Consider the following 14,725-nt stretch of genomic DNA (forward strand, 5'->3'; position numbering starts at 1 on the left):
CCTAGCACCGGTGGCTGACGCCACCGGCAAGCATTGTGCCAGCCCTCCGGGCCTCATCGTTGCGACACATCGAAATTGCTAGAGTCAGAAGATTTCAGATTTCAGATTTGGGGTTTGGGGAATCGATGTGCGTGGCGGTTGCGCGGTTGCCTGCATCGTGAGACTCTGTCGGGGCTGGTATATTGCCCGTCCTTCGGCCCCCGTTCTTCACCCCCCCGCTTTCCCGTCAGAGTCTCCGTGCCCAGTTTCTTCGACACCCCTCCCGATCCCGATTCGCTTGTCACCCACGCCGATGGGCCGGCCGGGACGCTACCGCTGACCGACGACATTTTGCGGACGTGGTCTTCCGGTGATCTGTTCGGGTTGACGCAAAGTGTGGGGATGGGATTTGACCCCCGACGCGTGCTGGGCGATCAATACTTGATCCTCAGCACACAGGGCGGTTTGCGAGAGAACGACGGGACGCCGCTGGCGCTCGGCTACCACACCGGGCACTGGGAAATCGGCTTGTTGGTGCGGGCAGCGGCCGAGCAGCTGACCGAGCGGGGTGCGGTGCCGTTTTCGGCCTACTGCAGCGATCCCTGTGACGGCCGCAGCCAAGGCACCCATGGGATGTTTGATTCGCTGCCGTACCGTAACGATGCGGCGATCATTTTTCGGCGGCTGATCCGATCACTGCCGCGGCGCAAGGCCGTGATCGGGATCGCGACCTGCGACAAGGGTCTGCCGGCGATGATGATGGCCTTGGCCGGGGCAAAGGACTTGCCCAGCGTGTTGGTTCCCGGCGGCGTCACCTTGCCCGCGACCGTCGGCGAAGATGCGGGAAAGGTCCAATCGATCGGCGCCCGTTACGCCAAAGGCGAAATGACGCTCGAGCAAGCGTCGCTGGAAGGCTGTCGGGCCTGCGGCACTCCCGGCGGCGGCTGCCAATTCCTCGGCACCGCCGCGACCAGCCAGGTGGTCGCCGAAGCATTGGGGATGACGGTTCCGCATGCGGCGCTCGGTCCCAGCGGCGGTCCGATCTGGACCCAGATGGCGCGTGACTCGGCCGATGTTGCCATGGAACAGGTTGCCGCCGGTGCCACGCTGGGCGAGATCCTGACCGAGGACGCGCTGTACAACGCGATGTTGATTCACGCCGCCGTCGGAGGCAGCACGAACCTGTTGCTGCACATCCCCGCGATCGCCGCCGCCGCGGGATTGAAACGTCCGGATGCAGAGATGTTTCGCCGGATCAATCGATCGGTCCCACGCTTTGTCGACTGTTTGCCCAACGGCCCGGTCGGGCATCCGACGATTCGGTTTTTCCTGGCCGGCGGTGTTCCCGAAGTCGCCTGGCATCTTCGCGAACTGGGATTGTTGAAATCCAACGCGCGGACGGTTGCCGGAATGACGTGGGACGAAATTTTGGATCAGTGGCGATCCAGCGATCGCCGAGCGTTTTGTCGTGCACGACTGGCTGAGTCCGACGCCGTGGATCCGGATGACGTGATCGTTCCACCGGCCAAAGCGGCTGCCAAGGGGCTGACCCCGACGGTCAGTTTTCCGGTCGGCAATCTGTGTCCGGAAGGATCGGTCATCAAAGCGACGTCCATCGACCCCAGCGTGATCGACGACGACGACGTCTATCGCAAACGGGGTCCGGCGCGGGTCTTCACCAGCGAACGCGATGCGATCGCCGCGGTCAAGGGACAGCAAGGCAAACCGATCGTCGCCGGGGACGTCATCGTGTTGATCGGCCGCGGACCGCTCGGATGCGGCATGGAGGAAACCTATCAAATCACATCGGCGCTGAAGTACCTGTCGTTCGGCAAAGAGGTCGCGTTGGTCACCGACGCCCGATTCTCCGGTGTCAGCACGGGAGCCTGTGTCGGTCATGTCGGGCCGGAAGCGTTGGCCGGCGGCCCGATCGCCAAGGTCCGCGACGGCGATGTGATCGAAATCGAAATCGACCGCAACAGCCTGGACGGTCGGGTCGAGTTGATCGAATCAGCCGACGGCACCCCGGCGGCGACCTTGCTGGCAGAACGCCCACCGCATCCCGAATTGGCAGTCGAATCGGCGATGCCCGAGGACACGCGTTTGTGGGCCGCACTGCAACAGGTCGGCGGCGGAGCCTGGGGCGGCTGCGTCTATGACGTCGACGAGATTATCGAGACGCTCAAGGCGGGCATAAAAGCTCGGGGGCAATCAACTTTGGAACCATAAAAAAGGGCATCTGGCGTTGCCCCATCGCCAGATGCCCAACTTCGATGCTGCGGTGCAGTCGCTTAGACGTCCGCTTCTTCGTCCTCGAACTCATCCGCTTCGACAGAGCCGTCGGCTTCGACAGCTTCGTCATCGGCCTCTCCCAAGCCGAGCAGGTCGATTTGCTGATCGGTCAAACGAAAGTAGCCGAGGTCACGGACGACTTCCAAGACTTCGCTGCACGTCGGGAACATGCGTCCGCTCTTTCGCTTGTAATCATCCATCGCACGCATGAACTCGATCTCCGGATCGGAATAGTCTCGTTCGCAGGTGGTCGGATCGATGTGCCGGCGACGCTGTTTTTTTCGCCGCGGGTTTTTCATCACGCCGACGTCCAGGGCGTCCGGATCACCGCCGCGGCGTTCCGAGATGGGGCGTCGGCGATCAAGCGTGACGATCTGCTCGGCCGCCGCACTCGTGTCCGCACCGGCGGTATCGTCGGGTTTGCTTTTCGAAGATGCGTTGCGGCTTTCAGTGCGTTGAGACGTGTCGGCTTTCGAAGAAGGCATGCGTTGGATTCCTTGGGAAACAGTCGAACCATCCGGCCCCGTGCGTTGCGTTGCGACCGTCACCGTCAGCGACCTGGATCACAGACTGGGACGGTTAGCGTTGGCGATGGTTCTCGCTGGAAGTTTGCTGAACGCTGGGCCAAAAAAACCTAGCACGCTGATTAGGTAAAGGAGTCCGTCTAGGGAGCAGAATCGGGCAAGAGAAACTCTAACGACTCGCGAATCTGGCCGATGGTGCCGATTGTGCGGATCAGTACAACTCCAACCGCTCTGCGGTCAGAGAGTGTCATCGAAGAGGCGACGATGCCAAGGCCGTCAAACGCTCGATCGCCTCGGCCGCGGCCGATCCGCTGACCTCGATCGATTTCACCCGCACGGTCTCTCCGGCCACGATCACGACTCGGCTTTTGCTGATCCCGAGTTGCTTGGCGATCGCTTTGACGACCGCCTGGTTGGCTTTCCCGTTTTCGGGTGCCTGGTGAACGGCAACCTTCAGCGCCCCGTCGTGGCTGCCGCCGACGCCGGCCTTCTTGGCCCCCGGGGTGACGCGAACGCGGAACCGCAACGTCTCCGCATCGATCTGTTTGTAATCCAACCGCTCGTTCACCGGCCCACCACATCCATGGGGGTTGGCATTCTGCCGCGGTAGCGAGCCGCGGCGTAGGCTCGATACCACTGAGCAGCAGTGGTCAAAAAACTCGCCGCTTCGCGCCGCTCGCCGGCAACCGCTTCGACCCTGGCGGCGAACTGATGCAGGGTTTCGGATCGATCACGAATCAGGGCATGTTTGCGTAGCTTTCGATCCACCCGATGCAGCATTTGTCGACTTTCGAATTCCATCGGATCGCTGCCGGCCTTCTGTTTTTGCCGGTGACGAATCCAGAGCAGTGCCACGACGATGCAAAACAGTGGCAACTGGGCGATGCGAAACAGAAAGGTCAACGAATCGGTCGCGCGGAACGACAACAGCCGACCCACGATCATCCCAAACAGTGATTGGTCCTCCTCGCCGGCCAAGAAACCGTCTTGGGCACCGTCGGTCGTGCTCATCAAACTTTCTTCGGTCAGCAAGGTTCGGTACGTCCGCCCGACCGTAGCCTCGACGGGAAACCATTGCTGGCTGATTTCATCGTAGGCTTCGACCCAAGCGTGGGCGTCGCGATTCCTCGCCAGCCAATAGTCGTCGCCCTCGCTCCGTTCGGTCACGACGTACCCGGTCACGTAGCGCGTCGGGACGCCTTCGGTCCGCAGCATGATGGCGGCGGCGCTGGCAAAAAACTCGCAGTGCGCCGGGTGCCGAGTACTCAAGAAGTGTTCGATCGGATCAAGATCTGTGGGTGTCGTGACACCACTGAGGGAATAGCGGAAGTTGGCCTGGAAGTAGTCTTCGATGGCACGCGCTTTGGATCGGGCGGTCAATCGTCCGTCACAGACCGATTGCGTGACCGCACCGATGGGCCTCCGCAATTGGTTCGGCACGTCGAGCAGGATGGCTCCGCGCAACGGGTCTAGTGCTTCACGCGGCGCATCGGTGCTGACCCCCAACACATAGGGCTGTCGAGAGTCCACGCCGTTGATCACCATGTCATGATGCGAGAGCATGGCGCCGGACGTTGCCGCTTCGATCCAATCCGTCGAGAGTGCTGTAAAAACAACCTGGCCTTTCAGCGGCACGTTGTGGACTTCGATCGTCCCCAACAGGTTTTCGTCCGCGTCTGCTTCCGTCCAGTTCTTTCGCACGTGAAAACGATCCAAGCGGACACCTCTGCTGACGACCAGTTCCGTTTCACCCGGACCATCGACCTTGGCCGCGCGCGGCAAAATCGACGCGATCTCGGAACCGCGTCTGAAATTTCGATGGGACGCCAAAGACCACCGGCCATCGCGATAAAAATCAAACACGGTGCCACGCAGATATCCGGGCGCGGTGACCGCGAAAGCGCGGACGGCGGGTTCGCCCGGATCTCCGATCATGTGATTCCGGACGGACCCCAATTTGCTGCCCCTGACATAGCGGGAACCGCCGATGATGGAGTTGGCCGTCACCGCTTCGAGCGATTGAGAGAGGCGATCGAAAAAATCCAACTGCAACCCCGGCACGATCCGGTTGACCAAATGCCCGGCGGCGCTGGTGGACATCAGCAACACCGAGAGTGCCAACACCGAATAGATCAGCGTGCTGCGGCCGGCGGTCGCCTGATCGGAATGGCTTGAGATCGAGACCGTGGATCGGGGCAGGGGTGTCGGCTTGGGAAAGGGTCTTTGCGGCGGCAACTTGCGCCGGCCCGCTGATCCATCACGCTGCCAACGCCGCAGAATGTGGTCGGCGGCAAACGCAAATGCGATCACCGTCGCCAGCGCGGCGACCAATTGGCCGGTGATCGTTTGGCTGACACCACCGCCGGTCACGGTCGTCAGGACCAGTAACAGGCCAAAGCCCAACATGGCCGGATGCCCGCGACGTGGGTAGAAAACCCATAGCGTCGCAATCACCAAAAATGCGACGTGCGACGAGGAATCGACAACCATCGCGACCGGATTCAGATTGCCCGACATGTGGTGCACGATTCGCAGGGACACGCCCAGTCCGCTGACGAGCAGCAGGACCGGCAACATCGCAAATTTGCGCAGCAACATCAAATGATCGCTGCCGGAAGTCGCCCCGGCGTGATCCTTGTGGCGTGAGTCGGATGAAATTGCCGGCGCGACCGATTGAGACGGCCCCGATGTATGTTTCGGCGAACGGTTCGGTGACAAGGGCTTGGCCCGAGCGGCAGCGCGCTGCCCGATTCCCTGGAGAAAAAAACCGACCACGAGCAATGCGAACGCAAACGCGCCCAACGTCATCGCTTTGGTTTCGAACGCCGACCCCACAAAGATCGCCTGGATCAGCAACACCCCCGGCAACAACCAAAACGTTGCCGGCGATTCGTTCCCTTGATCGGCGGCGACCAGCGAACTGCGTCGATGGATCGGTTTATCGATCATCCGTGTCTCCCGAACCCGCGCCGCGGCCCTCGTGTTTTGGGGGTCGGATCGGCATGTAGGTCACATGACCGGGCAGCGTGCCGGCCAATCCGACACGCTCCGGATCGCCGAGATCCAGCATCGAAAAAATCAACGTCGGTTGCGTCCCGAGCGTTTGGATCGCCTCGCCCAGACGTTCTTGTCCCGTGAGTGGATCGACCGGCGTGGCAGCCGCCAGGCGGACGAGCATCAACTCGACTCCGTCGGTCGGCTGGGTCAGCGAGCGCGTGGGCAGTTCGACGATCGGCTCATGGGTCAAACAAAGATTCAGCTGCACCCGTCGACTGGTGATCTCGGCGATCGCGGTCGCGGTGACCGACATCAATCGTTCGAACCATTCCTCCGCCTCGCGCGTCCGCTGCTTCAGCTGGGCGCGTGAGGCGGAACGATCATCGACCGGCCGCTGCGACGTGTCGACGATCAGCGTCACAGCCTGGATGGACGGCGATTGATACTCGCGAACGATCGGACGCCCCAGCCGCGCCCAGGAGGCAAAGTCCCAACGCCGCACCGGGACACCGACTTCATACTCCCGGTTCCCGACGTACTCCACCGGGGCTCCGGCGACGAGCTGATGTGCCCAGTCGCCGATCGCGGCGAGCAACGCACGTGTCGTCGAATCGTCGTCGTCGCAGGCCGGCGCCGGCGTGATCGCGATCTGGGTATCGGTTGCCATGGCGCGGCGGCAATGAAACAAGTAAAACGGAAAGGTGGATGCGACTTGAAAGTCGGGCAACTCGTGAAGGCCTCGACCGTCAAATCGCATCGCCCCGTGCCATTGCATCTGGTCGCCGCTGCGCAACAGGTCCAGCGACACCGACGGTGAGGCGTCCCATGCCGTCACGCTGCGCCGAGGGTAGATGTCGCGGACCCCTTCACGGTGCCAGCCCACACGTAGATTCAACGCCGGCAACATCCTGGCATTGGTCAGCCGAACGTTGACCGAGAACGGGTGTCCGGCGACGGCGGATCGGGGCAGCGAAACGCTCAGTTTCAAACGCGGACACATGATTCGATTGATGGCGAATCCGACCGCCAGCAGCCCCACGGCGGCACCCATCATGCCGTTCCAGGGAAAACCCCAGATCACGTTGAGCGTCATGAACAACGCCAACAACACCGACACCGAGGCGACGGTCATGCTACGGCGAAGCGACAAATAAGCTCGAATCGGAGCGGTCAGAAGGCGCGCCAAACCCTGCAACACGCGCCCCGCCACCCGCCTCCAGTTCCACCCCACCGCGACGCCGAAGCGGTTGCCCCGTTCACGGCTGCCAAGATTCTGGCCGCCACGTTGCTGGCTTGGGGCGGCAGACGGATCGACCGACACCTCCACACTCACACCACCACCTCCGTTTGCCGCATCAGTTCGTCGATCACGGACGCCGCGTCATTCCACGACGTGGACATCGATCGCATCGAGACCCGGTGGGCGAGCACGGCGACCGCGACTTCTTGTATGTCGTCGGGCAACACGTAATCCCGCTGGTCCAGCACCGCCCGAGCCTGGGCCGCGCGCAATAACATCTTCGATCCCCGGGGACTGCAACCGACCCGCAACCGTGTGTCCTGACGGGTCGCGTTGACCAGCGCCACCAGATAGCGAACCACCTTTCGATCCACCGTGACTTCGCGAACAAATCGCTGCAGCGTCGCCAGGTCGTCTCGATGCATCACCGGCGTCAGCTCGCTCGATGGATCGTGCGATGCTTGATCGAGCAACAAATCGATTTCGCTTTCTTGATCGGGGTAATCCATCGACAATCGGAACAGGAAACGATCCAGTTGCGATTCCGGCAGGGGATAGGTGCCCTCGAAACCGACCGGGTTTTGAGTCGCGATGACGATAAACGGTTTTTCCAACCGATACAGCGTCGAATCGATCGTCACCTGAGACTCGGCCATCGCCTCCAACAGGGCGCTCTGGGTTCGCGGCGAGGCGCGGTTGATTTCGTCGGCGATCAACAGGTTGCAAAAAATCGGGCCGCGACGAAAGTGAAACTCGCCGCTGGCCGGCTGGAAGATGGCGCTGCCCAAGATGTCCGATGGCAGCAGGTCGGGCGTGCACTGGATCCGCTGGAAATCCAGGTCGATCAGGGCCGCGATGGATTTGGCCAGCGTGGTCTTGCCGACTCCCGGCACATCCTCGACCAGCACCGATCCCTCGGCCAAGATGCACGTCAACACCGAATCGATGACGTCCGCTTTGCCGCGGATCACGCTCTGCAATTGCGTCCGGACCGTCTCGATGTTTTCCAACAGCGCCCGGGCGACCTCGGGATCGGTTGGCGGCCGGCCGACCGGAGAGGGGGAATCACGCCGTTCCCGCTGGTCGATCGCCGGGACATCGGGAGACGACTCGGCGTCGTTTTCTGACTGTCGCGATTCGTTTCCGTGGGTGAACATGCGGGCCTCCAGCAATTGCCGAAATCATCTGAGAAGAGTCGTCAGCAGTGGATCGCCATCTCCCGCAGTCGGGAACGCGACGGAACCGCCTTCACACAATAGGGCATCAACAACCCATTGCTCTAATGTACCCTGACCCGCACCACTCCGCCGCCATCGGCGCCGGTTTAATAACGCGGAACCGCGCTGTCGACCTGCAGGCTCCAGGCGTCGATCCCGCCGGCCATGTTTTGGGTTTTGTCAAAACCACGCGACCGCAAGGCCTCGGTCACCTGCATGCTCCGCCCGCCGTGGTGGCAATGCACCACGATCCGTTGATCCTTGTGCGGCTCCAATTCATCCAGGCGTTGGCCCAGCTCCCCCATCGGAATCAGCACGCTGCCGTCGATCTTTGCGGTCGCATACTCTTCGTCTTGTCGCACATCGAGCAACAGAAAGGATTCGTCCGAATCCTGGAGTGCTTTGACGGTTTGAACATCAATTTCGATCGGATAGTCGTCAGACATGAATTTAAGGGCCGCTAAAGGCGACAGTTGGAGATGGTGGTTTGGAAGATTGCCGAGGCGCCGAGTCGTTCGAGTTTTTCCATCACATCGATCACCTCGCTGCTCCGCACCATCACGCGGACGCTCCGCCAGGCTTCATCTTCGAGCGTTCCGATGGTTGGCGAATTGAATCCCGGCGTGATCTTCTCCGCTTCGCCCAGCTTGGCGGTCGGAATGTTGTATTCCAGCAGCGAGTAATCGCGCGCGATCACCACGCCTTCCAACCGTCGCACCACACGATCGGCCATCTCCGAATCGCGACAGGCATCGTTCTGAATCAAAATCGTTTCGTAGGAACCGATTTCTTCCAGGATTCGCAATCGGTTGGCCGCCAACGTGCTGCCGGTTTCCACCAGATCCACGATCGCGTCGGCCACCCCCAATTGGATCATCACTTCGACGCTGCCGGAGAGCGAAACCATGTGCGCCAGCGCATTGTGTTGTCCCAAGTAGGCTTTGGTGATGTGGGGAAAACTGGTCGCGATGCGTTTTCCGTCAAGCTCGTTGGCCGATCGGATCGTGCTGTCATCGGGAATGCAAATCGCCAGACGGCAGCGGCCGACGCCCAATCGCATCCGGGTCGTCACGTTGGCATTGGCTTCTTCCACCAAATCGCTGCCGGTGAATCCCATGTCGATGGCGCCCTCGGCCACCAGGGTCGGGATGTCATCGGTCCGCAAGAAGACCAAATCGATCGGCAGCCCCTTGACCTTGGCGAACAGACCGCGGTTCTGGCGGCGAAAATTGAGCCCGGCTTGCAGCAGCAGTTCGCCGGACAACTCACTCAGTCGTCCCTTGCTGGGAAGCCCGATTCTCAAATTGTTACTCAGTTGTCCCATGGTGGATCGCTTGCGTCTATTCGTCTGTTTTCGTTTGGCTTCGATTGGCTTTTTCGACCAGTCCGGACGTCCCTTCGCGACGCCCCAGTTCCGCGGCGACCTCGTCCAGATCGACACCGCGATAGGCTAACATCACCAGGGTGTGATAAATCAGATCCCCGGCCTCATAGATGAAGTGCTCGCGGCCGCCCTCGCCCGGTTCGTCGGCCGCCTCAATCAATTCGCGCGCCTCTTCCAAGATTTTCTCGCCGATCTTGGCGGTTCCGGCCTCCATCAACTTCGTCGTGTAGGACCCCTCCGGACGCGTCTGGGCTCGCTCGGTCAAGGTTTGCATCAGTCGCCGCAGCGGCAGGAGCGAGTCAGACATCGAAAACAATGGTTTCGTGAAGCGGATGGAGTGCCAACAATTCCCGGCAGAAAAATCCCGACCGTCGGAGCGGGGATCGTAGATCAGACGTTTGCCGACGTCCACTCCGCCACCAATTGAGAGCAGCACCGGCACCCTTGCGGCGGGGCCTGGGAGACCACAACGCCGCGTTTTACCGCAACGCCGCGTTTTCACGTGATGCGGTGGGGATTTGCAGCGAACGCGATTCCCATTAGTGTGTCGCTTCGGTTGCCATTCCACTGCGCCGTTTCCACTGCGCTGTCTCAGCCCAAACCCGTCGTTTTTTGCCATGATCACGATCGTCGACTACCAAATGGGGAATTTGCGGAGTGTCCAAAAAGCGATCGAGCGGGTCGGCGGCCAAGCTGTCTTTTCGTCCGATCCGCACGAGATCGCCACCGCGGAACAATTGATCCTGCCCGGTGTCGGGGCGTTCGGGGATGCGATGGCCGAAATCAACCGACGCGACCTGGCCCAACCGATTCACGATTTTGTCCAGACCGGGCGTCCCTTCCTGGGGATCTGCCTGGGGTTGCAGTTGCTGTTCGAACAAAGTTACGAGCACGGAACGCACCGTGGGCTCGGCATTCTGCCCGGCGACGTCGTTCGCTTTGACCTGCCCGACAGCTTCAAAGTCCCACACATGGGCTGGAATACCGTCCGCAAGACGTCTGAATCGGCGCTGCTGAACGATCTGGCCGACGCAACCCACTTTTACTTCGTCCACTCGTATTACGTCCGCCCGGAAGACCCGTCGCTGATGGCGCTGGCCTGTGATTACGGACACGAGTTTTGTGCGATGGTGTCACGCGAGAACTTGTTCGCGACGCAGTTTCACCCCGAAAAAAGCCAGGCGAACGGGCTGCAACTGCTGCGATCGTTCCACCAACTTGCCGGCCGCACCCAGCCCCACACCTAGCCTCGGAAAAGGGGTCAGGTACCAAAAATGCGAAGCACCCTGCGGGCCATTTGGTTTTTGGTACCTGCCCCCCTTTTCCGCTCGACAAACGTAGCCCAACAATTTCAAGCTGACGAAGCACAAGCCGAGCCCATCGTGTCCACCTCCACCGCGCCGCTCTCGCTGTCACACCCGCAGGGCCTCGGCAGCGTCCACTTTGTCTGGGCCCACGACCGCTTCGATCACACGATCGATTTCGACGGCCGGCAGCTCGCCTGCCGCAACGGCTGCGGCGAACAGGCTTGGCCGGAATCGCCGCCGATCCAACAGCTGTCGATCGAATCGATCGACGGACACGACGTCGCCCTCGGTGTCGGATGTGCAGGCACGAGCCACTGGAGCTTGAGTGTCGAGCCGACGGCGGACGGATTCCGTTTCGATTGGGCCTGCCGCGCGAAAGAAACGCCCGCGCAACTCGGAACGACCTACCAGGACTCGGCCGCGATCGAGATCGATCCGGCGGCCGCTTCGCTGGTTGCGGCCGACGACGCGTCCAAGCGAATCCAACCCGACGGCGCCTCCTCCGGTGGCGGCACGTATCGCTGGTGCTACACCGTTCGCTGCCGGTCGGAGTGAATCGGTGCCGGCTCCGCCACATCGATGCGGTGCGGCAGCCGCTGCACAGAACCTCCTATTTAACGCATTCCTCCTGGCCTGACAGTCTGCCAAAATTTTTTGCCGGGACCGCTCGTCGCCGCAAGCCCTTGGTGCGATTCGATTACGGGCGTGCCAAAGAAACGCAGGCCGCAAAACTTTCGCATTCTCCCCACCCTGCCCCTTCCGCAATCTCGAACGATCGAGAAGCTTTGCGGCCAATTCACTCGTGGCGGCCAGATGTCGGCCGCCACGACTAGCGTTTTGCCACTGCGTGGGTCTTGGGGTAGCGGTACTCGACGAGAGTGCCGGTCGGCACAAGAACCCTCCTTCTCAACGGTGGCGGAGCACTAGAAGAGTCCTTTTCGTGGGAGAAAACCAACGTGCGTTCATCCGCAATTTCTCGTTTTAGCGTTCACGCCATTTTGGCGTTTCTGTGCCCCGTTCTGATGACCAGCCTGTCTGGTGCTCAGGCGACCGCCCAATCGACGGCGCCCTCCACAACGGCCCCATCCGCATCGGGCGCGGTGACCACCGCGTCGAGTTACGTCTGCCCGAAATGCGGGCGGATCCACGCGACCCCGCAGGCGACCACCACCACCACCACCTCGGCGCCCAAGGCCGCAGCAGCGACCCCGGTCCGATCGGTTGCCCAAGTCGCGTACCAGAAAGCCAGCGGAGGCGTTCAGAACGTTTTGAGCATGCTGAACAACCAGCGCTCTCGACAAGGACTGCGGACCCTGCGATATGACGCAACACTGCAATCGGTTGCCGAACGTCGCGCACAACAGATGGCCAGCATGGGTCTGAAGTCGCATCCGCCGGGATCGTTTGCCCCCGGCCGCTACGAAGGCGTCGGCTGGTCCAGCTCCTTTTCGCCTCGTGGGGTCTCCGCGTGCTACACCAGCGATCCAAGAATGACCGCCGCCGGCGCCGCCATGGTCACCGGTCGCGACGGCGTTTACTTCGCAGTGGTCTATCGCTAGACGCATTCAGTCGACGAAGCCGCCGCGCGGTCGGCTGTATGCTAGCAACCGTCATGCTGCTGCTTGTCGCTCCACAAGGTGTTCAGGCGCAAGCTCAGCTGTCGGACAACCAGCGATCGGACAACGGGCCGAACGGAGTCGGCTCGATGATGACCTCCGATGAAGCCCGAGCGACGGTCCAGTCGCTCGTGGACTTGGCGATCGGCAAGACGCCGCACCGGTACGACGGCAAGAAGAACTGGGAAAAGACGAAAAAGATCTGGGCGGGGGTGCGATTCCGCCGCGACGGTTTGAAGCTTTCCACGCATCGCCGCTGGCGCGACGTCCGTCACGGGTTGCAAACGCGCTACCACGTGCAGTTCCCCGGCCAGGCATCGGCGCCTCGTCCCATCCTCGCGACGGTGCGCAACGTCACCCATTCCAGCGGCGACTCCGCGGAGCGCGCCGGCTGGATGATCGAATGTGACTTGGCGACGCCGCTGGACTTTACCGCTCGCATCGAGCGTTGGAATCTGGGCGTCCAGTGGTACAGCGTCGAAGTCAGCGGGCACATGGAAATTCGACTGACCGTGCACGGCCGGCTGAGCAGCTATCCGGATTACTCGGTGCTTCCACCGGCGATCGTGATCGACCCCACGGTGACCTCGGCGTCGTTGCATCTGGCTGCCTTGCACGTCGACCGGATCAGTAAAGTCGGCGGTGAAGTGGCGGAAACGTGGGGCGAGATCGTCGAAAAGATTGTCAACGAAATCCTGATCGACGACATCAACAAAAAGCTTCACGCCAAGCTGAACAAGGCGATCGACAAGAAACGCGATGAGCTGCGGTTTTCCGCCAGCGATTGGATGTCGGGTTTGACCGCGACGGGCGACCAGCCGGCGCCCTAGTGGTCAACGCGGTGAAGCATTTGTTAGCGGTAGGGCGCGAGCCCTCCGGTCTTTCACGGTGCTTTTGAAGCGCGACCGGACGGCTCGCGCCGTTCCGCTAACACCTTCAGAGCCAAAGTAAGTGGCGTCGGGCGCGAGCCGTCCGGTCTCGCCGCTCACGCCCTTCACGATCTCAGCACAACTGACCGAGCGTTTGATCGAGATAGCGTTTGGTGTGATCGAGCAGATGATCGTAGCTGATCGATTCGACGTCTTCTCCGATCAACTCCACCTCCCAGGACCCGCAGTACCCGTTTTCGTGCAGCACTTCGATCAGTTCGGGCAAGGGCACGCAGCCGTCACCGAGCAGACAACGATTCATCTCGCCGTGGGGGCAATGCCGTCCGTCACCGAGTTGAACCAGATGCAGGTGGCGCGCCACATCGGGCAGCCAACGCATCGCGTCACGATCCATGCCGACGTGGTAGGTATCCAGCACCATGCCGAGGGACGGGTTATCAACGCGTTCGATGATATCCAGCGTTGATTGCAGATCATGGACGAAGGACCATTCGTCACCACACCCGGGGTGAAACGGTTCCAGCGCCAATTTGATCCCGTGTTCCGACGCGACCGCGGCGACGCGAACGAGTGCTTGGCAAAGCGTCCGGCGAAGATGTGTTTTGATGTGATTGTTCTTGCCACCGGCCAACACGATCAACGTGCCGGCGCGCAACCGCGCGGCTTGGATCACGGCGCTGACCGCATCCGAAACGGCATCTTCAAACGGTCGTCCGTCGCTGCCGGTGAACCCGCCGCCCCAAGACAGCGATGTCGCCACCATCGAATGTTCTTCGAGCAATTCGATCGTTCGCTCGACACCGTAATCTTCGACCTTGGGACGATACAGTCCGATGCCACCAAACCCGCGTTGGGCATAGGCGTTGACGTCCGACTCCAGATCCCAACGCAGTGTTGAGAGCTGGCTAACAGAAAGCGTGTTCATCCGTGCTTCGGCCATGGAGAAAATTTCGATCGGTGAGCCCCAAGCGTCAACGTGGCGCCCGGGCTGGATTGTACTGCATCCCCTGAACCATCGATGCGCGAACTGTTTGATGGCAAAACACTTTTTGGGCAAAAGGTTTTTGTCGCCTGCAACTCGTTCTGTGTTGTACTCGGTTGTAGCGGCAGGGCGCGAGCCCTCCGGTCTTTCACGGTGATTTGAAGCTCGACCGGACGGCTCGCGCCGTTCCGCTAACACCTTTAGAGCCAAAGTAGATGGCATGGGGCTTGCGTCCTGTCGCTGAAAAATCGTTCACGGCGTAGGGCTCCGCCTGGGGACGCAAGGCCGGTGTGACCG

The 14,725-nt window shown here is 61.3% G+C and carries 14 protein-coding genes; 5 read left to right on the plus strand and 9 right to left on the minus strand.

Annotated elements, in window-relative coordinates:
- Positions 1-237 precede the first annotated feature (237 nt).
- Positions 238-2,208 carry a YjhG/YagF family D-xylonate dehydratase gene (locus Enr13x_RS28910; protein WP_145390326.1) on the plus strand — a complete coding sequence of 657 codons (1,971 nt, stop codon included), beginning with the start codon at positions 238-240 and terminating at the stop codon, positions 2,206-2,208.
- Between the two features lie 62 nt (positions 2,209-2,270).
- Here Enr13x_RS28910 and Enr13x_RS28915 read toward each other — a convergent pair whose 3' ends face one another.
- From Enr13x_RS28915 to Enr13x_RS28950, 8 genes are all read right to left on the minus strand, one after another.
- On the minus strand, positions 2,271-2,756 hold the full coding sequence (locus Enr13x_RS28915; RefSeq protein WP_231743841.1) for a hypothetical protein: 486 nt from the start codon (positions 2,754-2,756) through the stop codon (positions 2,271-2,273).
- A 286-nt stretch (positions 2,757-3,042) separates the two neighbouring features.
- The gene (locus Enr13x_RS28920) at positions 3,043-3,363 is read right to left on the minus strand and encodes a DUF167 domain-containing protein (protein ID WP_231743842.1); all 321 of its coding nucleotides are present in this window, start codon (positions 3,361-3,363) and stop codon (positions 3,043-3,045) included.
- Positions 3,360-5,744, minus strand: coding sequence for a transglutaminase-like domain-containing protein (locus Enr13x_RS28925; RefSeq protein WP_145390327.1), 2,385 nt, complete (start codon positions 5,742-5,744; stop codon positions 3,360-3,362). The genes Enr13x_RS28920 and Enr13x_RS28925 overlap by 4 nt, the downstream gene beginning before the upstream one ends.
- Positions 5,734-7,125: a DUF58 domain-containing protein gene (locus Enr13x_RS28930; RefSeq protein WP_145390328.1), complete on the minus strand. Its 1,392-nt coding sequence runs from the start codon at positions 7,123-7,125 to the stop codon at positions 5,734-5,736. Before Enr13x_RS28930 ends, Enr13x_RS28925 begins: the two co-directional genes overlap by 11 nt.
- Entirely contained in the window at positions 7,122-8,189 is a 1,068-nt protein-coding gene (locus tag Enr13x_RS28935; RefSeq protein ID WP_145390329.1) for an AAA family ATPase, read from the minus strand. Before Enr13x_RS28935 ends, Enr13x_RS28930 begins: the two co-directional genes overlap by 4 nt.
- 167 nt (positions 8,190-8,356) lie before the next feature.
- A complete protein-coding gene (locus Enr13x_RS28940; protein ID WP_145390330.1) occupies positions 8,357-8,695 on the minus strand; it encodes a rhodanese-like domain-containing protein in 339 nt (112 codons plus the stop codon).
- 14 nt (positions 8,696-8,709) lie between these two features.
- A complete protein-coding gene (hisG, locus tag Enr13x_RS28945) occupies positions 8,710-9,573 on the minus strand; it encodes an ATP phosphoribosyltransferase (protein WP_145390331.1) in 864 nt (287 codons plus the stop codon).
- Between the two features lie 16 nt (positions 9,574-9,589).
- Positions 9,590-9,940 (minus strand): phosphoribosyl-ATP diphosphatase, encoded by a 351-nt coding sequence (locus tag Enr13x_RS28950; protein WP_145390332.1) that lies wholly within the window; start codon positions 9,938-9,940, stop codon positions 9,590-9,592.
- A 310-nt stretch (positions 9,941-10,250) separates the two neighbouring features.
- Between Enr13x_RS28950 and hisH the strand changes: the two genes are divergently transcribed.
- The 4 genes from hisH (at position 10,251) to Enr13x_RS28970 (ending at position 13,386) form a co-directional block, all read left to right on the plus strand.
- Complete coding sequence (gene hisH, locus Enr13x_RS28955; RefSeq protein ID WP_145390333.1) at positions 10,251-10,880, plus strand: imidazole glycerol phosphate synthase subunit HisH; 630 nt, start codon at positions 10,251-10,253, stop codon at positions 10,878-10,880.
- Between the two features lie 135 nt (positions 10,881-11,015).
- The gene (locus tag Enr13x_RS28960) at positions 11,016-11,495 is read left to right on the plus strand and encodes a hypothetical protein (RefSeq protein ID WP_145390334.1); all 480 of its coding nucleotides are present in this window, start codon (positions 11,016-11,018) and stop codon (positions 11,493-11,495) included.
- 401 nt (positions 11,496-11,896) lie between these two features.
- Positions 11,897-12,499: a CAP domain-containing protein gene (locus Enr13x_RS38345; protein ID WP_231743843.1), complete on the plus strand. Its 603-nt coding sequence runs from the start codon at positions 11,897-11,899 to the stop codon at positions 12,497-12,499.
- A 53-nt stretch (positions 12,500-12,552) separates the two neighbouring features.
- Positions 12,553-13,386 carry a hypothetical protein gene (locus Enr13x_RS28970; RefSeq protein WP_145390335.1) on the plus strand — a complete coding sequence of 278 codons (834 nt, stop codon included), beginning with the start codon at positions 12,553-12,555 and terminating at the stop codon, positions 13,384-13,386.
- A 172-nt stretch (positions 13,387-13,558) separates the two neighbouring features.
- Here Enr13x_RS28970 and Enr13x_RS28975 read toward each other — a convergent pair whose 3' ends face one another.
- Positions 13,559-14,386 carry a sugar phosphate isomerase/epimerase family protein gene (locus tag Enr13x_RS28975; RefSeq protein WP_231743844.1) on the minus strand — a complete coding sequence of 276 codons (828 nt, stop codon included), beginning with the start codon at positions 14,384-14,386 and terminating at the stop codon, positions 13,559-13,561.
- Positions 14,387-14,725: the final 339 nt, after the last annotated feature.

Source organism: Stieleria neptunia (genome assembly GCF_007754155.1).
Taxonomy (GTDB): domain Bacteria; phylum Planctomycetota; class Planctomycetia; order Pirellulales; family Pirellulaceae; genus Stieleria; species Stieleria neptunia.

Coding starts and splice junctions, on each gene's coding strand:
- Enr13x_RS28915 (WP_231743841.1), bottom strand. CDS start 2,756: ATGCCTTCTTCGAAAGCCGACACGTCTCAACGCACTGAAAGCCGCAAC.
- Enr13x_RS28925 (WP_145390327.1), bottom strand. CDS start 5,744: ATGATCGATAAACCGATCCATCGACGCAGTTCGCTGGTCGCCGCCGAT.
- Enr13x_RS28935 (WP_145390329.1), bottom strand. CDS start 8,189: ATGTTCACCCACGGAAACGAATCGCGACAGTCAGAAAACGACGCCGAG.
- Enr13x_RS28940 (WP_145390330.1), bottom strand. CDS start 8,695: ATGTCTGACGACTATCCGATCGAAATTGATGTTCAAACCGTCAAAGCA.
- hisG (WP_145390331.1), bottom strand. CDS start 9,573: ATGGGACAACTGAGTAACAATTTGAGAATCGGGCTTCCCAGCAAGGGA.
- Enr13x_RS28950 (WP_145390332.1), bottom strand. CDS start 9,940: ATGTCTGACTCGCTCCTGCCGCTGCGGCGACTGATGCAAACCTTGACC.
- hisH (WP_145390333.1), top strand. CDS start 10,251: ATGATCACGATCGTCGACTACCAAATGGGGAATTTGCGGAGTGTCCAA.
- Enr13x_RS28970 (WP_145390335.1), top strand. CDS start 12,553: ATGCTGCTGCTTGTCGCTCCACAAGGTGTTCAGGCGCAAGCTCAGCTG.
- Enr13x_RS28975 (WP_231743844.1), bottom strand. CDS start 14,386: ATGGCCGAAGCACGGATGAACACGCTTTCTGTTAGCCAGCTCTCAACA.